Genomic DNA, 19,582 nt, shown 5'->3' on the forward strand with positions numbered 1-19,582 from the left:
GCGCTCGTTCTCCGCGCGGATCGAGGACCGCGCCACCCTGGAGGAGGCGGTCGCCGCCCACGCGACGCGGCTCGGCGAGAAGCTGCGGCGGGAGGGGCTGGGCACCGACCACGTGACGGTCTTCTATCACACGAGCGAGCAAGACCGGGGCGCGCCGATGCGCTCGGTCTCGACGACGGTGTGCCTGCCCGAGCACAGCTCGGACACGCTGGCGCTGATCAAGGCGGCGCGGCACGGGGTGGCGAAGACCTGGCGCGAGCCGGGCGAGCGGCCGTGGCGCTACTCGAAGGCCGGGATCGTGACGAACGACCTCGTGCCGCTGTCGCACAGCCCGCGGGCGCTGATCGGCGCGCTGGGGCCGGGGTGCGGTGGTGCCGGCGCGAGCCGGGCTGGTCAGCCGGTGGGACTGGAACACCAAGTTCGAGATGCGCATGCCGCGCTACACGACGCAGGTGGGCGAGCTACCGGTGGCGCACGCAGAGGGCGCGCAGCGTCCGGCGTCACGAGTGCTTTGGGTGGAAAACAGACGGTCTGCTTCGGGGTGAGACACCCGCTGAACCAGTCGCCCGGCGGGAATTGGATGCGGCGAAGGCAGCCAAACTCGAAACTGCCGGACATGCAGTTCGACTAGCTTGGGAGCAAGCCCATCCGTCGGTAGCTTTCGATCAACGCGTCGAACAATTGTACGTTCGAACGGCTTCGCGCGATGATCTGCGCCCCGGCGACAGCAGCATAGATGGCGCTGGCCTTCGACTCACCCTCAGCCGGGGAGGCGAGTTTGGCGGCGATCAAGTGTTCGCTCAGCCAAGCGGTGTTCACGTCGGCGAAGGTTTGCACCTCCTTCAACACGGGCTCCGGCAACTCATCATATTCCGTCGCCATGAAGCTGCTCAGGCACATGCGATTGTCGCGCTCAAGCGATAACCGAAAGATGCTTGGGTATCGCTGCAACGCTTCAGTTGGGCTTCGGGCATCCGTCGAGATGGCTTCGAGATCGCGGGCGATGTCTTCCCAGTAGCGCCGTGCGACTGCCTCGCCGAGGAGAGCCTTATTGGCGAAGTGGTAGCTGATACTCGCAGCCTTGATGCCGACGGTCTGCGCAAGGTCGCGGAAGTTGAGGCCGCCGTAGCCATAGGCCATCGCCGCCTCCTTGGCGGCCATGAGGATGGCCTCTCTCACATTTCCCTTTGATGTCGCGGCCATGTCCAACCTCCGTCTGTCATATGGCAGACAGGGGTTGACGGGGCAAGATGCTAGGCCTAGCTTGTTGCCTGTCATCTGACAGACAGGCGGCTTAGGAAAGCGAGACCATAATGTCCGACAAGCTCCAGCTCTTCACCTCCCCCTCGGCCTTCCCTAACCCGCAGCGCCTGCGGATCTTCATGCACGAGAAGGGCATCGCCGACCGCTTCGACGAGACGATCTACAACATGTCGCCGGTGGGCGAGCAGCGGGGTTGGAGGCACCTGAAGATGAACGCCTGGGGCGAGACACCGACGCTCGCGCTCGCCGATGGTTCTTACCTCAGCGAGACCTCCGCCATCGCGCGCTACCTCGACGACACGTTCGAGGGTCGCAAGATCATGGGGGCGACGGCCCACGAGCGCGGCCTCGATCAGATGTGGGACAACCGGGTGTGGGTGCACATCCTCTACCCGATCGTCACCGCCTTCCACGTCCTGCACCAGGGATTGGGCCCGAAGCTCGAACTGACCAGCAACCCGGCCTGGGGCGAGCATTCACGGAAGGTGGCGCTGGCGCATGCCGCTCTCGTGGACCGGCATCTCGCGGATGGCCGCGATTGGTTGCTGGGTGGCGATCAGCCGACGTTCTCCGACATCACGTTGGCGACGGCGATTGCGTTCTCCAAGTTCCCCGTCAACGCCACCCCACTCGATGAGCGGTTCGAATATCTCGATGCCCTGTGGCGACGATGGCAGGCTCGACCGGCCTTCATCGCCGCCTATGCTGACCGTAGCAGCGGCGTACCGGAGATCGACAATCGCACATGAGTGTTCGGCGGTCGGGCTGGCATCCGCCCGACCGCAATGCTGTTGAAACCGGCTTCAAGCGGCGTTCTACGATGGCTGCTTTGGAGAAGCGCCGACGGCGATCCGGGCGGCTGGGTTGGGTCGATTGCGGAGCGGCCGCTTTGGGTGGTCTCCTGCCCGTCCGCTACTGGGCAGCGGGTGAATCAAGCGGACATAGCCGTGGGAACCGCTCACGACCCAACCGGGACGTTCCGCGCGATGTGTGGACTACCTTGAAGCGGACGTTCACTGCGGTGGGCTCAGGAGAGAGCAGGAGCGCCTTTCAGGGCGTTCGGTTCTCGTCCTTTACGTTGGGCACCAATACAGGGGTGCTGCTTGCACCTGCTTAGTTCAGGCCCCTCTGTCGGACCATGAAGCGAGCCACATCGCCGTCGATGGTGTGCACCGTTTTAATGGTCACGGAGGCCTGTTCCAAGCAGGCGTAGACGATCATGTTCGCTGCCTCGCCAGCCGCCGCGTACCGCCTGATGAGACTAATCGGCCGCATGCACCTCAGCCTGCCGGGCCATGACATCACCCAGGATTTAAGATCCGGGCCTGGACAGATAGTATGACGTTGATTGTCAAGCCCGTTCTCACCACTAAGGGATAGCTCAGGACAAACTTCGCCGCGGTGCCAATGCGCGTCGCAGACGGCCCCACGTGGCGTATTGGTGACAAGGCGAACCAGCACCTGCCTGGTGAAGAGCAGGTGTGGCTGGTGGGCAAGCACCTCGCCTCGGGCGAGCGTAGGTACTACGGGTCAACCTGCCGCCGAAGGCTAGGTGTATAGGTTCGGGATGAGGTGTGACGGATCGATCCTGAAGCGATTGGGCTCTTTCGTCCAGGCATTCAGGAGGAACTCGGTGGGTGTCAGGCCCTACAGGGTCTTGAGTCTACGCGCGTGATTGTAGGCATCGACGAACAAGTGCAGATGCATTCGAAGCTGGTCGTGGCTGTCATAGTGGTAGCGCTTGACCGTCGTGTCCTGGATCGTGCGGTTCATCCGCTCAACCTGTTCATTGGTCCAAGGATGGTTCACTTTGGTCAGCCGATGTCCGATGGATATCTCGTCGCAGACGCGGTCGAAGATGTGCTGACTATCGTAGATATCCTGCCGACGTTATGTGAACTGAGCGCCATTGTATGTGATCACGGTGTGAATGCGGCAAGGCACAGCTTCGATGAAGTCACGCAGGAGCTGAGCGGCTTTTATCATGCCGGCGCTTTCCACCGGCCGTACGAAGACGAACTTGCTGGTTCGGTCAATGGCGACGAACAGTCTGAGCTTGCCCGCAGCCGCACTCACCTCGGCGATGTCGACGTAGCCGATAGCGTAAGTTGCAAAGCGCTGCTTCTTGGGTTTGTTTCCGTCGATCTCGGGTAGTCGACTACTGCAATGCCGTTCCAGGCAGCGATGCAGCGAGGATCGCGTCAGGTGCGGGATCGTCGGCTGCAAGCCGTAGGGGCAGTCGTCAAGCAGCAGCAGGGTGTGCCGGCGGAAGGCGACGATGATCGCTTCCTGCTCAACGGTGAGCGCGGTGGAGCGCGGTCCCTTGGGGGCCGTCCGGGCATCCGCTGTGCTCGTCCGTTTGCGCCACTTGTGCACCGTCGTCGGGCTGACGCCGTAGCGCTTGGCCAACGACCTTACGCTCTCTTCACGTAACTGGATCGCGCGACGGACTGCCTATGTCGTGGTGGCGCTTCCATGGAGAACCTGGCCACTTAGCGCATCCCTCGCAGCATGGTGCTCAACCGTACCACCACACCACGAGATCAAACACCCAGCTTACGCCGTCTGGTGAGCACCATCGGGGTGCGCCGGGTGTGCGAGCAGGCACACCAGCGAGTGGAGGAGGAATTCGGCCTCGACCATTTCGAGGGCCGCTTCTGAACCGGACTGCAGCGACACTCGCTGACGGCCATGCTGCCCTACGCCTTTCTGCAGCGCAGACGCTTCGCCCGAGCGGGGCAGGAGGAAAAGCTGACGGTGGCCTGCCACCGCCCCAGCCAACCCTTCCGGCCGTGTGGGAGGCTATGCTGGTGTGACTCTCGGGCCCACCTACCTGCTGCCTGCGCTGCGCCCAACTCACCTAGCAAACATTGCCAAAGTGACATGCCAGAGAAGCATTAAGCTGTGAACCGGCAGAGTCCTGCAGAATTACACAGAACTTGTGCGCTCCGGCACTGGCTCATGAAGCACCAGAACATCGGAGCAAGACGCGAGCATCCGAGCGATCAGCGCTGCGCGGTCGTGCCTTGACTGAGTCCCTCTCCCGCAGCCCGCGCGCGGCTATCCAACCCCGTCAGGAGGCAGCCCTCGATGCGGTCGACAACTGATGGCCATGTATAATTCTGTGCCACCTTCTCGCGGCCCGCGCGCCCCATCCGGTCTGCCTCGGCCTCGTCGTCCAGCAGGTCGGAAATGGCCTTGGACAGCGCCCCGGCGTCGTCCGGGGGGACGAGCAGCCCGTCGATGCCCGCGCTCACGATCTCCCGGAAGATCGGCAGGTCCAGGGTCACGATCGGCCGCCCGCGGGCCCAGGCCTCCAGGATGACGGATCCGAAGGACTCGATCCTAGAAGGCAGCACCACCAGCCTACTCTGCCGATACCACCTGTCGAGCTCGTCGTCGGACACATCGTGCTCGCTCACGAACTGCCCTTCCCCGAGTTCGGCCCTGAAGGCGGCCTCCAGCGCCTCGGTGTCCGGCGCCCTGGCCCCGATGAGGACGACTCTGAAGCCGCCCCGCCGGGCCATGCCCTTTACAGCCTCGGCGAGGACCGCGAGGCCCTTAGTTGCCGTCTTCCGGCCGACGAACAGGACGTCCGTCGGGGTCGAACCGCGGGCCCCACCCTCGCCAGCCTCGGGCAGCACCGTGCCCAGCCCGGAATATAGCGCCTTTGCGAGCGGGACGCCGTAGTCTTCGACTAGCCTCCTGCGCTCCTGCTCGGTGATGGCGATGCAGAGATCGGCCGACCTGCAGACCTTAGCCAGGTCGCGATGAGGGAAGGACGGGTCGTTCGCATGGATGTGTGGGAAGATCCCGAGATAGATCCTTTCGGAGAGGGCGATTTCGGCCGCCATCTTTACGTGGGGCTGGAGGTGCGGGAGCGTCAAAATGACGTCCGGCTTCAGCCAGCGCACCAGGGCGCCCAAGCGCCGCTTGAAGCCCGAGCGCGACACGTATTTGAGCACCTTCATCGCGAGTTCGCCCGATCTCGGCGGCGTCTGGAAGCGGCGGATCAGCTTCGCCTGCTGGCTCACGAGCCTGGAGTAGAGCTCGATCCGGTAGATGTCGACGCCGTCCAGGGTTTCCCGCTGCGGCCGACCCGTGCGGGGGGAGGCGAGGTCATAATATCCGGCGAAGCTGCTGATGTCGGCAACTGCAATCGCGACGGAGTGGCCCCGTCGTGCCAAGGACTCGGCGATCACGCGCGTCGTCCTTTCTGTCCCGCCGAGGGCGGGGAAATACGCGGCGGGGACAAGTAGGATCTTCATGGATCATCTGTGTCTGATAGGCGGGGCCAGCCCGTCGCGGGAAGGCAACGGATCGATTGACCGTCCGGTAGGTCGGCCCGGGCGACCTCAGCTCGCGCAACCGGGAGTTCAGTAATCAACAGCGAGGCTTGCTTTTTTCGCGCCAAGAAATTCAATGCCGGTCAGCCATCCAGGTTTCAACCTGCTAGCCCCGATAATGTTTCGAGCTATGAAAGTTGAAAGAGAAGGTCGACGGGGGCGGACGTCACGCCGATCGCTCGACTGAACCGTGGGACATGGTACGACAGCGCCCTTGGCTCCGACCGCAATATCGCAATCCTCCGAAGATCCTGCGCAGGCGGCGCGAACGGCATCGAATTTTGGGACGGTTCGGCGTGAACCGTCATGCACCGCCTCCGGAGACGACGAGAGACAGGCTCGATGATGACAGGCTCCCCATCGCGGAATGCCGATGCCCGCTATCGACAAGCGTGGCACGTTGATTTTTCTTCCGCACTTGAGAACAAGACTGGAAAATACTTTATCGGACGGGACATCATCGACAATAACAGAGACGTGATCTCCACTGTCCATTATTGGCGCCGTGCCGCGGGCGTCAACGAGGAGGTGAAGTCTTCGTTGGGCCTGGACACGGGCTTCAAGGCGGAGTTGCGCCTCATGAGCGTCCTTGGCTTCAACCCGCTGCCGACGATCGGCAGGGGTGGGCGGTGCGTGCACCTCGACCCCCACAGCGTGATCCACGCCGGCCTCCGGCCGCACGACATCGTCCTGTGCCACGATCTCGGCCCCATCAGCCATCCCGACCTCTACAACAGCTGGATCGCGAACCTTTACAAGCACGCCTACGCAAAGATCTGTGCCGTCAAGCCGGAGATCGTCTTCGTCAGCCGGTTCTCGTCGGACGAGTTCGCCCGGCTGTACGGCGCCTTGCCCCGGACGAGGGTGGTCTACCCTCCGGTGCGCAAAGAAATGAGTTCCGCCAAAGCATCCCCCGTCGAGGGGGTGTCGAGCTCGTTCATCCTGACCGTGGGGAGCCTTGGACACCGCAAAAATCAGGCCACCATGATCCAGGCCTACGCCCGATCGCGCCTGCACGCCGAGGGCGTGTCCTACATCCTCTGTGGCGCGCGGGAGACCGGCTTCGAGCAGGTTGAGCGGGTGGCCGCGGAGACGCCCGGCGTGCGGATCCTAGATTACGTGACGGACGGGCAACTGACCTGGCTCTACGCCCACGCCCGCGCCTTCGCGCTCGCGAGCCGGCTTGAAGGCTTCGGCGTCCCGGTCGCCGAGGCTATCAACAGCGACCTCATGCCGATCGTGACGCGCGACAGCGTGCTCTTCGAGGTGGCGGGCCCCAACGCGATCGCGGTCGACTGCGACGACCTTGGTTCGATCAGCCGCGGGATGGACGAGGCGCTCGGCATGGGCGAGGAGGAGAAGGGGCACCGCCTCGCCGAGATGAAGTTGTCGCTCGATCGCTTCTCCCAAGCCTCCTTCAGGACCTCCTGGAGAGAGCTGCTGACAGCGGAAGGTTAAGGCCATCGCAGCAATGGCAGAAATCTGACAGCAACGACTCGGCAGCGCGGGTGTCCAATACCCGGAGCAGAGCATCGCTAACCGACTTGTGCAGACTGAAGATCCGGTTTCAGTGTCGTCATATCCAGAACCGGCGTTTCCGCTATTCACCCCGAGCCGAAGTTGCCGGACGACCGACTAATGACTGCTTATGGAACGCGCTCATACTGCTCCAGGCGGCTGGGTTGGGTCGCTATCGGAATGACGGCTCAGGGTGGTTTTTTGCCGTTCCGCTTTCGGACCCGAAACCGCAAAATGCGGACGCTCAGGGATTGGCTGATGGCTTGTGCCTAACGGGGCAAGGTTGCGCCGGTCTGGGCATTTTGGATCAGCTGGACGAGGCGTGCGGCCGGGCCGGCTTACGTCGACAGCGTGTCAACAGCGGAACGGAAGGCCTTCTGGCCGGCCTTGCCGAGTTGGCCCGCGCAGGCTTCCTGGGCTTTCTCCCACAGGGGATACGCCCGTGACAGGAGCGCCCGCCCTTCGTCCGTGGGAATGACGCGCCTGACGCGCCGGTCCTCGGCATCGGGCTGAGTCGCGAGGAGCCCACGGTTCTCCAAGGGCTTCAGGTTGGCAGTGACGGTCGTCCGGTCCATCGCCAGGTTGTGCGCCAGGGTACCTATGGTCGGCGCCTCGTCGCGAATGAGCATCATCAGCAGCGTGAATTGCCAGTTCGACAGTCCCGTCGGACGCAGGGCCGCGTCATAGCGACGGCCGATGGCGCGGGCCGCCCGCTGGGCCGCGAAGCTGAAGCAGGTTTGCTCGACGGACGCGGCGATGGTCGAGGTCATTTCGGCGCCGGATGCCACGTGAAGCTCCCGAAAATAGTTGATACCAACGATATGAGGGGCATCCGCGCGTCCCGCAATCCCCGAAGCCGAAAGCCGCGCCATAAATGTTGATATCAACTCATGTGCGGTGGCGCACGGCCGCCCGCCGAAAAAGGTTTATATCAACGTAATCGGAGCACGCCGAGGGGCCGGTCCGCTCGGACCACGCAGCTTCCGACGCTGACGTGAATAGGAGACCCATCATGACCGTTCGATCCGCCTTCGCCGCCGTAGTCGTCGCCACCAGCCTGGCGACCATCGCAGCTCCGGCCCTGGCCCAGCAGGCACAGACCTTCGAGGCCTGGGGACACACCTTCAACGTGCCCGGCTCGCATTTAGGCGTCCCCTCCGCGGCGCACCGCGGCAGAAACGCCGAGGCCAAAGCCTCCGTCTCACCCGGTCAGTCCTACGCCTCGGGCTTGGCGGGGTCTGTCACGACCGGGACCGCAGTCGACCGGCCGGCTCCCCGCAGGATCAATGTCTGGGGCTCGTGGCTCGACGCCCCGAACTACTGAAGCATTGCCACTGAAAATTACCGGTCGCCGCAAGCAAGATGAATGTCATCGAAGACTACGTCGATGACATTCGTCCCAATCCCGGCATTCGGCAAGTCATACGGTGAATGGAACGGGGCTCAAGCCCTGCGCATCCCGAAGGAATGACGTCATGAACATGCGCTCGCTCGTTCTCTCCGCCTTCGCGATCGTCATCATGGTGGGCGCGGCAAAGGCGGATGGCCGCATCAACGTCACGCCGCCGATCTATCGCGAGCAGGCCCGCACCGCGGCGGCGGTGCATCCGGCCTCGGAATTGACCACCACGCCGTCCTTGGTACCGCCCGCCGGTGCGTCCCGGCCCGTCGTGGCCGTGGCCGGCAGCGTGGCGGACCGTTGAGGCGAAAGCCTCGGCCTCCGGGTGGCGAGGGCCCTCGAACCCGCACCGACGCGTGAGTCATCGCTGAGGGCGCACCGGAAAGGACAAGCCCGCCAAGCCTTTCTCGCGGTCTTCGACCGCGACCCGGGCGCGTCGTTGACGGGCCGGCCCGGGACACCTCACGACCGACGGCCCCGGATCGCGCCACGGACGCCGCGCGTCCAGGAACCGTCAGAGCCCATCGTGTGGCCCGATGCTCCCAGGACGCGTTACGGTTTAGGTGGACGCAGCCACCAGCGCCTCACGCAGGCGTCCGTCGAGCGCGCCCGCCACCGCATCGACGTCCTTGTCGCCGAACTGACCGAAACTGGTCTTCGGCCGGTCGTACTCGAAGACGGCGCGTCCGTCGTGGTCCTCGCTCAGGAGCACCCTGATCGGGGCGTAGAGCGCGGACGAGAGGACGTGGCGCGTCATCTCGGAGGCCGTGAGCGGGTTGCCGATGTCGTACTGGATCGCCCGGCGTTGCAGTCCGGCGACCTGCAGCAACTGGCCGTGGTTTCGCGTACCGAAGATCGAGAGGGGTGCCTGCTTCCGCAGAAGGTCGCGGGCCGCATCCACCTTTCCCGCGGCCAGAAGCTGAACGTAGGCATTGTCGATAAGGGGCACCGCGGCCTCCAAGGCCGCCCGCACCGCCTCGAACGGCTTCGCTGACCGGATCGTGACGTGCTCGGTCGTGACGGGAACAAACGATATCTCGGGGTTCTTCATCGGGACTCCTGCTCCTCCTGGGGAATGCCCGGCGCCGTGAGCGGCGTTACCGGCAAGCACGAAGGCTCCGCTCCCGAACATCACGGTTCGGCGGGACGGGCCGGTGGCTGCTCGAAGAATCCGCCCTGCTTCATTCGACGGCTGCCAGTGCCGGTAACCCTGCGAGACCATGGTCGCATCGGACATATCGGGCTTCCCACGTTCAGTTCGTCGTGGCCGAGACGACGATGTTCGCCCAGTCCTGAGGACGCTCCAGCGCGCTGAAATGGCCCGTGTTTGCGAGGGTGATGACCTTCGGCGCAGGCACGCTCCGTTCGACGCCGGCGCGGTCCTCGCGGGAAGACCAGTCGCGCTCACCCCAGACGAGCGTGACGGGGGCCTTGATGGCGCCGTATCGCGAACGGGCCGCGACGAAGCTCGGGAGCGCCTTCAGGAGTCGCCGCATGCCCTTCCCGTAATCGCGACGCATGCCCACGCGCGAGATCTCGTCCAGCAGGTCGTCGGGCAGCTTCCGCGGGTCGGCGAAGCCGCCCTTGAGGATGCCGCCGGTGATCGAACGGTTCTCGGTCGCCGCGAAGACCGGGCCTATCAGGGGAGCACGCACGCTCTTGACGATGATGGACGCGAGCAGGTTGGCACGCTCCAGACCGGGCAGGTAGTCGTAGGTGTTGAAGGCCACGACGCGGTCCACCCCGTCCCCGAGTTCCGCCGCCAGCGAGAGGGACAGCGTGGCACCGATCGACTCGCCGGCCAGGATCGGCCGGCGGAGACCGAGCACCTGCAGGAAGTCCTTGAGCTGCGCCCGGAGCGTCGGCTCGTCCTTCGGCCGCTCCGGCAGCAGGTCCGACCAACCGAAACCCGGCAGGTCGAGGGCGTAGACGGTGAAGTGCCGCGACAGCAGGGGGATCACGAACTGGAAGATGTCCAGCTGCGTGCGCACGGTATGCGTGAGGACGAGATCCGGCCCCTCTCCGGACCTGACGTAGCGCATCCGGGTCCCGTCCTTCAGCGTGGCGTAAGCGATGTCACCCGCGTGGAGCCAGCGGCGCGTGTACGTCCGGGCGTCATCCTCGACGGTGTCGAGCGTTACTTGCGACATCACTACGCCTTCCTTCGGCAACCAGATCCTCGCGACCATCCCGCGCTCGTTGAGAGCCCGGCCTCCGATGCCGCTCAGGGCAGGCAGGACGACTCCGCCGCTCTCGACCGGTCGGCGAGAGGCGGGAGGCCAGTCCGTGCGCGCAACTCGGCCATCTCCGCTTCGAGCCGTGAGATGCGCCGATCGTGGATCTCCGCCTCGGTCGTGGACAGGGCGGCCTCCATCGCCGCGAGCCTCTCCCAAAGGCTTCGCCACGTAGCCGGCGAGCGCAGTTTCCGAACCGTGGACCCGATCATGGCCATGTCCTCGCTTGTCGACGGAGGGCTCCGGGCCGGCCGGAACGCAGGAGTAGGCCCGTCAGGCGGCCTCGACCGCGAGCGCGATGCCCTGTCCCCCGCCGATGCAGAGGGTGACCAGACCGCGCCGGATGCCGTCGCGACGCATGGAGTGGAGCAGGCGGGTCGTCAGGACCGCGCCGGTCGCGCCGATGGGATGGCCATGTGCGATGGCGCCACCCTCGACGTTGATGATGTCCTCCGGCAGGCCGAGTTCCTTGGCGACCGCCAGGGGTACGACCGCGAAAGCCTCGTTGATCTCGACGCGCTCCAGATCGCCGAGCGACCACCCGGCACGCTCCAGCGCCTGGCGGACGGCGGGCACCGGCCCCAGCCCGAACAGGCCCGGCTCGCAGGCCCCGATACCGTAGGCCACGAGGTGCCCGAACGCCTCCAGGCCGTTGGCGTCGGCGAAACCCCGCTCGGCCACGAGCATCGCCGCCGCACCGGAGTTCAAGCCGGGCGCGTTGCCAGCCGTGATCGTCCCGTCCTTGCGGAAGGCGGGCTTGAGCTTCGCCAGCGTGTCAACGGTGGTCTCCGGCCTCGGCGCCTCGTCGAGGGCGAAGGTCTCCATCCCCTTGCGGCCCTTGACCTCGACGGCGACGATCTCGGCATCGAACGCGCCTGCGGATCGGGCTTTCTCGAACCGCACCTGGGAGCGGGCCGCCCAGGCATCCTGGGCCTCGCGACCGATCTGGGCGCGCGTCGCAAGATCCTCGGTGTGCCACCCGGAATGCTCGCCCGAGAAGGCGTCGTTGAGCCCGTCGCTCAGCATGCTGTCGAGGATCTGGGCATGGCCCATGCGATGGCCCCAGCGACCGCCCTCCATCAGGTACGGCGCCCGGTCCATGTTCTCCATGCCGCCTGCCAGCGCGACATCGTGGTGGCCGAGCCGGATCTCGTCGGCGGCCGTCACGATGGCCTGGGCGCCGGAGCCGCAGACCCGGTTCACCGTCAGGGCCGGCACCGGGACAGGGACGCCCCCGTTCACCGCGGCCTGGCGGGCCGGGTTCATGCGGTTCCCGGCCTGGACGACGTTGCCCATCGTCACGCTCCCGAGCCTGCCGCCCTCCAGCCCCGAACGGCGAAGGGTCTCGCGGACCACGATCGCGCCGAGTTCGGTGGCGGCGACGCCTTTCAGGCCACCGCCGTAGGCGCCGATGGCGGTCCGAACGGGATTGCAGAGGACGATGTCACGCATGGTCGGGCCTCCAAGTCACTGGGCGGCGAGGTGTCAGGAGATCTTGAACCAGTCGGAGACGTCCCACGTCCGGTTCGGCTTCTCCGGGGAGCCTTCGCGGGGTCTCTCGACGACGGTGCCGGTCATCGTCGCCGTGGCGCAGACCTGGCCGTCCGCATCGGTGAGCTGCGCCTCGGCCGCCGCCTCCCGCTCCCAGACGTCGACGGCCCGCGCCGTCACGGTGAGGGTTCCTGACTTGGCCGTGATGGGACGCAGGTAGCTGATCCGGGTGTCCAGCGTCGTGTAGGTTCGACCGTTCGGCAGGGCGGACTGGATCGCGGAACCGAGGGCCAGGTCGAACAGGGCCGCCACGGCGCTGCCGTGGACCGGTCCCATGGGATTGTAGACGTAGTCGCCCGGCTTCCGGCGCAGCGTCGCGCCGCCGTCCCGGACCGAGACCAGCTCAATGCCGAGCAGGGCCATAGCGGGCGGAGGAAGGATCTCGCCCGCCACCATGGCGCGAAGCAGGTCCAGCCCGGATTCGCCGCCGAGGGGACTGGCCTTACCCCAAGGTTCCGGCCTGTCGATGCGCAGGATGCCGTCGGACGATGTCCGGTCAGCGGCTCGGTTGGCGCTGTTCATAGGGTGTGAACTTCCATGCCTTGCCGAGGGGTGGCCGGACGAGGCCCGGCCGACGACTCAGATTCAGATTAAATATGATGGTCAACATTTATTAGCTCAGCGAAGACACGTCAACCGCCGCGAAGTTCCAATCGCGGCGGACTAACTTTCGAGCGTGGAAACTTCTCGGCCGATGGGCATCCGCCTCAGGACGATGCTCGCATTCACGCCCCCGAACCCGAAGCCGTTCGACAGCGCATAGTCCACGGATGCCCGCCGGGCCGACGGACCGATCAGGTCCAGGCCGGCCGCAGCCTCGTCGGGGTCCGTCAGGTTGAGCGTGGGCGGGAGGATGCCCTCGCGCAGCGCCTGAACCGTGATGATGGCTTCCAGGCCGCCGGCCGCGCCGAGGAGATGCCCGGTCGCGGACTTGGTCGAGGAAATAGCCGGTCCGCCTTCGCCGAAGACGGACTTGAGCGCCGCCAGTTCGCCGGCATCACCGACCGAGGTCGCGGTCGCGTGCGCGTTCACGTAGCCGATGGCGGCGGGTTCGAGCCCCGCCATCGCCAGGGCCGCGGTGATCGCCTGCCGGGCGCCGCTGCCGTCCGCCGGGCCGGCGGTGAGGTGGTAGGCGTCGGCGCTGGTGCCGTACCCGACCAGTTCGGCCAGCGGGACGGCACCGCGCGCCCGTGCATGGTCCAAGGTCTCCAGCACAAGGATGCCGGCACCCTCGCCCATGACGAAGCCGTCGCGGCTTCGGTCGAAGGGACGGGAGGCGGCCTCGGGCGTGTCGTTGTAGGCCGTCGAGAGGCTGCGGGCTGCAGCGAAGCCACCGAGCGCGACCCGGGTGACGCAGGCTTCCGCGCCGCCGCAGACGACGACGTCCGCCTCGCCGCCGCGGATGAGGCGCATTCCGTCCCCGATGGCCTGGACGCTCGCCGCGCAGGCGGTGACGGGCGCGCCGAGCGGTCCCTTGAAGCCGTACCGGATGGAGACGTGGCCGGCGGCCAGGTTGACCAGGAAGGACGGCACGGTGAAGGGCGACAGGCGCTGCGCGCCACGGGTGCGTACGGTCTCGACCGCGTCGGTGATGCTCTGGAAGCCACCGATGCCGGATGCCACGACGGTCGCGGTGCGAATGCGTTCCGCTTCGCTGGACGGCGTCCAGCCCGACTGCCGGAGCGCCTGGTCCGCAGCCGCCAGCGTGAACTGGATGAAGCGGTCCATCTTGCGGCGGTCCTTCACCGGGATGAGGGCATCCGGATCGAACCCATCCGGGTCCTCCTCCCGGGACGGCACGAGCCCGGCAACCTTCGCGTCGATGTCGGGGACCAGGTCGTCCGGCAGGCGCCGCAGCCCGGACCCGGATGCGACAAGCCTGCGCCACAGGCCCTCGACGCTGCATCCGAGGGGGGACACGACGCCCATACCGGTGACCACGATCCGTTCGCGCATGGATATCCTCTCGCCGAGATCGTACGCGCAGCGGCGCACGGCACAGGCAGGTCCCGACAGGCCGGGCACCGACATTCCTTCAGGTCGTCAGGGACGCGCCGCCGTCAGGCGCGAGCCGTCACGGTCGGCCCGGTCCCGTGGATGTCATGCCGAGACGGAAGTCCGCGCCGCCTCGATGAGCTCGGTCGCCAACGCCTCGTCGTCGACCGCCCGCGCCAGGACGACGGCACCGACGATCGTCGAAAGCGTCGCCAGCGACCGCTGCCTGCGGCGCTCCCTGGCTGCCCTGGGCGTCAGGCCGGCGAGGATGGAGGCCATGCGCTCGACGCCTTGGGTGAAGCGCGCACGCACGGGGCCGCCCCGCGGCTCCCGCGCGACGTCATTTGCCAGGGCGGCGAGAGGACAGCCCATCCCGGGTGCCCGGACGTGCGCGAGGGAGAGATAGTTGGCAATGATGGTGTCGACGGCCCCCCGGTAGTCCTCATCCAGCGCGGAATCGAACGCCTCGGCCGCGAGCGCTTCCTTGTTGGCGAACTGGCCGTAGAACCCTCCATGGGTGAGGCCGGCGGACGCCATGATGTCGGCCACGCCGACGCCATTGATGCCGCGCTCCCGGAACAGCGACGCGGCGACCTCGACGACGCGGCGGCGGTTGAGCTTGGCCTGTTCCTGCGAGACCCTGGGCATTGCCTGATTCTCCGGCGTTCTTGGGTCCAATATAGATGCGAAACGTCATCTAAGAAGGGGCGTCCCTCATGCGGCCGCCCGCTGCTGCCGGGAATGGCGAAGCGAACTCGGCACGACAACCGGCCGGCCTGCGCAGGGGGGCTGGTCGCAGGCCGGCCGGTGCACCGCGCGTTCGGCCGACGAACGCGCGATCCCGGAATACCCCCTCACCGGGACATCGGTCCGTGTCCCTGGATCAACGCGGCGCCTGAACACGCATCTGAGCGGATTCGGAGGCGACGCCTGTTTCGGCGGGCGCCCGCCTGACCCGGAACCAGAGGGCGTAGAGGGCGGGCAGGAACAGCAGCGTCAGGAGCGTGCCCACGCCGACGCCGCCGATGAGGACGTAGGCTAACGCACCCCAGAACACCGAATGGGTCAGCGGGATGAAGGCCAGCATCGCCGCCGCCGCCGTCAGGATGACCGGCCGGGCCCGGCGCACGGTCGACTCCACGATGGCCTCGTAGTCCGACAGGCCCGCCGCGCGGTCGTGGTGGATCTGGTCCACCAGGATCAGGGTGTTGCGCATCAGGATGCCCGACAGGGCGATCAACCCGAGGATCGCGTTGAAGCCGAACGGCTGGTGGAAGGCGAGCAGCGTCGGGACGGCACCGACGAGCCCGAGCGGCGCGGTGGCGAACACCATGAACATCGTGGTGAACGAGCGCACCTGCAGCATGATGACCGTCAGCGTCACGATCAGCATCAGCGGGAAGACCGCCACGAGCGCGTTCATCGCCTTGGCGCTCTCCTCAACCGCGCCGGCCGTGTCGATGCGGTAGCCGGTCGGCAGCTTCGCCTTGATCGTGTCGAGCTCGGGAAAGATCTGCGCGTGGATGTCCGGCGGCTGTTTCCCGTCGAGCACATCGCCCTGCACGCGGATGTAGGTCTCGCGGTTGTAGCGCTTGAGCACCGCGTCCTCGTTGCGGCTCTCTAGGTGCGCGACCTGGGAGACCGGCACTTGGCGCCCGTCATGGGTGGTAAGCGTTAAGTCGCCGATGTCGCCGAGCGAGCGCCGCTCCGGGCCGGGGCTGCGCAGGAGTACATCCACCGAGCGCAGGTTCTCGCGGACCTGGGTCGCGGGCGTGCCGTTGAGGTAGCTCTGCAACTGCTGGCCGGCCTCCTTGGGCGTCAGGCCGATCAGGCGCAGGCGCTCCTGGTCGAGGACGAGGTGCTGGCTCGGGGTCTTGTCGCCCCAGTCGAGGTGGACGAGGCGCATGTTGGGGTTGGCCATCATGACGTCGCGGACTTGATCAGCGATGCCGCGGATGACGTCGGGATCGGGTCCCATCACGCGGAAGGCGACGGGGAAGCGGATCGGCGGACCGAACACGATCTGCAGCACGCGCACGCGGGCCTCGGGGAAGAGCCCGTCGCTCACGAGCTTGCGCAGCTTGATGCGGAGCGTGTCGCGGGAGACCGCATCGGAGGTCTGGACAACGATCTGCGCGAAGGCGGGATCGGGCAGCTCGGGATCGAACGAAAGCACGAAGCGCGGCATGCCCTGGCCGATGTAGCTCGTGATCTCGCGCGCCTCGGGGAGCCCACGGACGGCCGCCTCGACCTTCTTCACGCTCGCCTCGGTGGTGGCGAAGGCGGAGCCGGTGGGCAGCGTCACCTCGACGATGAGTTCGGGGCGCTCCGAGTTCGGGAAGAACTGCTTCTCGACCTTGCCCATGCCGACGACGGCCGCCGCGAACAGCCCGACCGTGATTCCGGCCGCCAGCCACTTGTGGTCGACGGAAGCCCGGACTACGCGGCGCAGGCGCTCGTAGTTCTTCGTGGCGTAGATCGCCTCGTGACCGCCCTCCACCTTCTTGATGTTGGGCAGAAGCTTGACGCCAAGGTAAGGCGTGAAGGTCACGGCTACGATCCACGAGATGATCAGCGAGAAGCCGACCACCCAGAAGATGTTGCCGGCGTACTCGCCCGCCGTGGACGCGGCGAAGCCGACCGGCAGGAAGCCCGCGATGGTGACGAGCGTGCCGGTCAGCATCGGCGCGGCGGTGGCGCTCCAGGCATGGGTTGCGGCCTCGACGCGGTCGTAGCCCTCCTCCATGCGCACCACCATCATCTCGATGGCGATGATCGCATCGTCCACGAGCAGGCCGAGCGAGATGATCAGGGCTCCGAGAGTGATGCGGTCGAAGTCGCGGCCGGTGAGCATCATCACCACGAACACGGCGGCGAGCGTGATCGGGACCGCGAGCGCGACGACGATGCCGACCCGGAAGCCCAGCGCCACGAGGCTGACCACGATGACCACCGAGAGCGCGGTGAAGAACTTCACCATGAACTCGTGGATGGCGTCGTCGATGACCTTCGCCTGATCGGTAATCTTCGCGAACGTGATGCCGGTCGGGAGCTCGTGGTGGATGGCCACCTCCTCGGCGTTGAGTGCCTCGCCGAGCGCCAGGCCGTTGAAGCCCGGCTTCATCACGAGACCGAGCATCAGGGCCGGCTCGCCGTTGTTGCGGATCGCGAAGACCTTCGGGTCCTCGTAGCCGCGCTTCACCTCGGCGATGTCGCCGAGCTTGAGGCTGCGGTCGCCGACCGCCACCGGCAGGTTGCGGATCGTGTCGAGGCCGTCGATGGCGCCGTCGAGTCGGAGGTAAACGCGCGGGCCGGCGGTCTCGACGAAGCCGGCCGGCGTCACGTCGTTCTGGTTGGCCAGCGCCGCGAGCAGCTGCTGGCCAGTGATGCCGAGCGTCGCAAGGCGCTGATACGAGATCTCGACGAAGATCTTCTGCGCCTGCTCGCCGAGGATGTTGATCTTCTCCACGCCCGGCACCCGGAGCAAGCGCTGGCGCAGGTCCTCGGCGCGCAGGACGAGATGCCGGTGCGGCAGCCCCTGCGCCTGGAGCGCGTAGAGGGCGAAGTAAACGTCGGAGAACTCGTCGTTGAACAGGGGCCCGAGCACGCCGCGCGGGAGGGATGAGGCCTGGTCGGAGAGCTTCTTGCGGGCTTGGTAGAACTGCTCCTGCAGTTTGGCCGGGGGCATGCTGTCCTTGAAGTAGACCTTCATCAGCATGAGGCCGGGGCGGACCGTGGTCTCGACCCGGTCGTAGTAGACGAGCTCCTGCAGGCGCTTCTCCAGCGGATCGGAGACCTGCCGCTGGATCTCCGAGGTGGTCGCCCCCGGCCACGCCGCCGAGACCGACATCGTCTTGACGGTGAAGGCCGGATCCTCGGCGCGCCCGAGCTTCTGGAAGGCAAAGAATCCCGCGGCGGTCACCGCGATGATCAGGAAGAGCGTGACGGCGCGCTCGCGGACCGCCAGGGCGGAGAGATTGAAGCCGGTCATTGGGTGACTCCCGTCAGGCTCGCGGGGGCCTGCCGGACCGCTTGGCCGGCCTTCAGGAGGTGGGCGCCGAGCGACACGATGCGGTCGCCCGGGCTGAGGCCCGATACGACCTGTGCGCTTTCCTCGGACATGCGGGCGACGGAGACTGCCTGGGCGGTGACCGTCTTGGTGTCGGCGTTGAACTTCCAGACCGCCGAGCCCTGCCCGATGTCGATGAGGGCCCCGAGGGGTACGTCGACCGATGCCGTGCGCTGTGCATCCAGCGGCTTGAGCCGGAGCGTCACGGTCGCGCCGAGCGGCGCGGTCTCGCCTCCGCCAGAGAGGATGTAGCGGGCGCGATAGGTCCGTGTGGCCGGATCGGCGGTGGCGGAAAGTTCCCGGAGCTTGGCCGGATAGGTGGTCTCGCCCTCGGCGTAGAGGGTCGCAGATGCCGAGCCCTTCGCGAGCTGCCGGCTTCCCTCCGGCAGGAACACCTCCGCCTCGCGAGCGCCATCACGGGCGAGCTTGACCACGGTCTGGCCGGCGGCAACGACCTGGCCCGGCTCGGTCGGGACCTCCATCACGACGCCGTCGGCATCGGCCTGGAGTTCGGAATAGCCGGCTTGGTTGGCGACCTGGCTCGCCTGCGCCTCGGCGTTGGCGAACTGGGCGATGGCCGCATCCGCCGCGGCCTTGTTCTGGTCGTAGGTCTGCTTCGAGGTCCAGCCGTCCCCGACGAGCTTGCGGCTGCGCTCATCGTCAGCCTTGGCCTTGATCATCTGTGCCCGGGCCGCCTCGACCGACGCCCGCGCCGCGTTGAGCGCCAGGGTGAAGTCCGTCCGGTCGAGGCGCATCAGCGGCTGACCGAGGCGGACGTGGTCCCCCGGATCGACGAGGCGCTCGTAGATCTTGCCGCCGACCCGGAAGCCGAGGTTGCTCTCGGTCCGGGCCCGGATGACGCCGGTGTAGCGCGCGATGCCAGCCGCCGACGGGGCGACCGCGACCGTCTGCACCAGCGGCGGCTCCTGAGGCACTGCGGTCTCGGCCGGCGAGCAGGCTGCCAAAGCCAGCGGGGTCAGAACAAGGAAAGCCCTGGGGTCCATCGCACCGCTCCTCTGCGGCCATTTCCGACCGCATCAATCATTATGATCGACATCTATTTGGAGGCGAAACGGACGTCAATGCCGTCCCTGTCCGTCGACTTGGCTGGCGTGCTGGAGCGCACAATGTCACCGGCTGGCCGGTCGGACAGACCTCCTGCACGGAGTGAAGTGACTGACTAATTCGAACCGCTCGACGTCGGCTT

At 66.5% G+C, this 19,582-nt stretch carries 15 protein-coding genes and 3 pseudogenes; 6 read left to right on the plus strand and 12 right to left on the minus strand.

Going from position 1 to position 19,582, the window contains the following annotated elements:
- Positions 1 to 479, plus strand: a pseudogene (locus MKK88_RS30950) (DUF4113 domain-containing protein); the annotation flags it as partial.
- 148 nt (positions 480 to 627) lie between these two features.
- On the opposite strand, the gene MKK88_RS30955 reads toward MKK88_RS30950, so the two are convergent.
- The gene (locus MKK88_RS30955; RefSeq protein WP_244007181.1) at positions 628 to 1,203 is read right to left on the minus strand and encodes a TetR/AcrR family transcriptional regulator; all 576 of its coding nucleotides are present in this window, start codon (positions 1,201 to 1,203) and stop codon (positions 628 to 630) included.
- Positions 1,204 to 1,313: 110 nt separating this feature from the next.
- Between MKK88_RS30955 and MKK88_RS30960 the strand changes: the two genes are divergently transcribed.
- Together MKK88_RS30960 and MKK88_RS30965 are read left to right on the plus strand one after the other, a co-directional pair.
- Complete coding sequence (locus tag MKK88_RS30960; RefSeq protein ID WP_244007183.1) at positions 1,314 to 2,012, plus strand: glutathione S-transferase family protein; 699 nt, start codon at positions 1,314 to 1,316, stop codon at positions 2,010 to 2,012.
- 631 nt (positions 2,013 to 2,643) lie between these two features.
- A pseudogene (locus tag MKK88_RS30965) lies at positions 2,644 to 2,790 on the plus strand (IS701 family transposase); the annotation flags it as partial.
- Between the two features lie 21 nt (positions 2,791 to 2,811).
- On the opposite strand, the pseudogene MKK88_RS30970 reads toward MKK88_RS30965, so the two are convergent.
- Both MKK88_RS30970 and MKK88_RS30980 read right to left on the minus strand, forming a co-directional pair.
- Positions 2,812 to 3,702: pseudogene (locus MKK88_RS30970) on the minus strand (IS481 family transposase).
- A 566-nt stretch (positions 3,703 to 4,268) separates the two neighbouring features.
- On the minus strand, positions 4,269 to 5,531 hold the full coding sequence (locus MKK88_RS30980; RefSeq protein WP_244007185.1) for a glycosyltransferase family 4 protein: 1,263 nt from the start codon (positions 5,529 to 5,531) through the stop codon (positions 4,269 to 4,271).
- A gap of 420 nt (positions 5,532 to 5,951) precedes the next feature.
- On the opposite strand from MKK88_RS30980, the gene MKK88_RS30985 reads away from it, so the two are divergent.
- The gene (locus MKK88_RS30985; protein ID WP_244007187.1) at positions 5,952 to 7,067 is read left to right on the plus strand and encodes a glycosyltransferase; all 1,116 of its coding nucleotides are present in this window, start codon (positions 5,952 to 5,954) and stop codon (positions 7,065 to 7,067) included.
- Positions 7,068 to 7,465: 398 nt separating this feature from the next.
- On the opposite strand, the gene MKK88_RS30990 is transcribed toward MKK88_RS30985, so the two are convergent.
- A complete protein-coding gene (locus MKK88_RS30990) occupies positions 7,466 to 7,915 on the minus strand; it encodes a MarR family winged helix-turn-helix transcriptional regulator (protein ID WP_244007189.1) in 450 nt (149 codons plus the stop codon).
- A gap of 224 nt (positions 7,916 to 8,139) precedes the next feature.
- Here MKK88_RS30990 and MKK88_RS30995 point away from each other — a divergent pair, with 224 nt between their 5' ends.
- Both MKK88_RS30995 and MKK88_RS31000 read left to right on the plus strand, forming a co-directional pair.
- Positions 8,140 to 8,451, plus strand: a complete 312-nt coding sequence (locus tag MKK88_RS30995; protein WP_244007191.1) for a hypothetical protein — start codon at positions 8,140 to 8,142, stop codon at positions 8,449 to 8,451.
- Between the two features lie 151 nt (positions 8,452 to 8,602).
- A complete protein-coding gene (locus tag MKK88_RS31000; RefSeq protein ID WP_244007193.1) occupies positions 8,603 to 8,830 on the plus strand; it encodes a hypothetical protein in 228 nt (75 codons plus the stop codon).
- Between the two features lie 255 nt (positions 8,831 to 9,085).
- On the opposite strand, the gene MKK88_RS31005 is transcribed toward MKK88_RS31000, so the two are convergent.
- The 8 genes from MKK88_RS31005 to MKK88_RS31040 all read right to left on the minus strand — a co-directional run bounded on the left by MKK88_RS31005 (position 9,086) and on the right by MKK88_RS31040 (position 19,379).
- Positions 9,086 to 9,577, minus strand: a complete 492-nt coding sequence (locus tag MKK88_RS31005; RefSeq protein ID WP_244007194.1) for a DUF302 domain-containing protein — start codon at positions 9,575 to 9,577, stop codon at positions 9,086 to 9,088.
- 202 nt (positions 9,578 to 9,779) lie between these two features.
- Positions 9,780 to 10,676, minus strand: coding sequence for an alpha/beta fold hydrolase (locus MKK88_RS31010; protein WP_244007196.1), 897 nt, complete (start codon positions 10,674 to 10,676; stop codon positions 9,780 to 9,782).
- Between the two features lie 357 nt (positions 10,677 to 11,033).
- The gene (locus tag MKK88_RS31015; protein ID WP_244007198.1) at positions 11,034 to 12,212 is read right to left on the minus strand and encodes a thiolase family protein; all 1,179 of its coding nucleotides are present in this window, start codon (positions 12,210 to 12,212) and stop codon (positions 11,034 to 11,036) included.
- 33 nt (positions 12,213 to 12,245) lie between these two features.
- Positions 12,246 to 12,833, minus strand: coding sequence for a PaaI family thioesterase (locus MKK88_RS31020; protein ID WP_244007199.1), 588 nt, complete (start codon positions 12,831 to 12,833; stop codon positions 12,246 to 12,248).
- A gap of 141 nt (positions 12,834 to 12,974) precedes the next feature.
- Positions 12,975 to 14,267, minus strand: coding sequence for a beta-ketoacyl-ACP synthase II (gene fabF / locus MKK88_RS31025; protein ID WP_244007201.1), 1,293 nt, complete (start codon positions 14,265 to 14,267; stop codon positions 12,975 to 12,977).
- 144 nt (positions 14,268 to 14,411) lie between these two features.
- Positions 14,412 to 14,954 (minus strand): TetR/AcrR family transcriptional regulator, encoded by a 543-nt coding sequence (locus MKK88_RS31030; RefSeq protein WP_244007203.1) that lies wholly within the window; start codon positions 14,952 to 14,954, stop codon positions 14,412 to 14,414.
- A gap of 235 nt (positions 14,955 to 15,189) precedes the next feature.
- On the minus strand, positions 15,190 to 18,297 hold the full coding sequence (locus MKK88_RS31035) for an efflux RND transporter permease subunit (protein ID WP_244007205.1): 3,108 nt from the start codon (positions 18,295 to 18,297) through the stop codon (positions 15,190 to 15,192).
- Entirely contained in the window at positions 18,294 to 19,379 is a 1,086-nt protein-coding gene (locus tag MKK88_RS31040) for an efflux RND transporter periplasmic adaptor subunit (protein WP_244007207.1), read from the minus strand. The genes MKK88_RS31035 and MKK88_RS31040 overlap by 4 nt, the downstream gene beginning before the upstream one ends.
- Positions 19,380 to 19,582 lie beyond the last annotated feature (203 nt).

It is taken from the genome of Methylobacterium sp. E-005, assembly GCF_022829725.1.
Classification (GTDB): domain Bacteria; phylum Pseudomonadota; class Alphaproteobacteria; order Rhizobiales; family Beijerinckiaceae; genus Methylobacterium.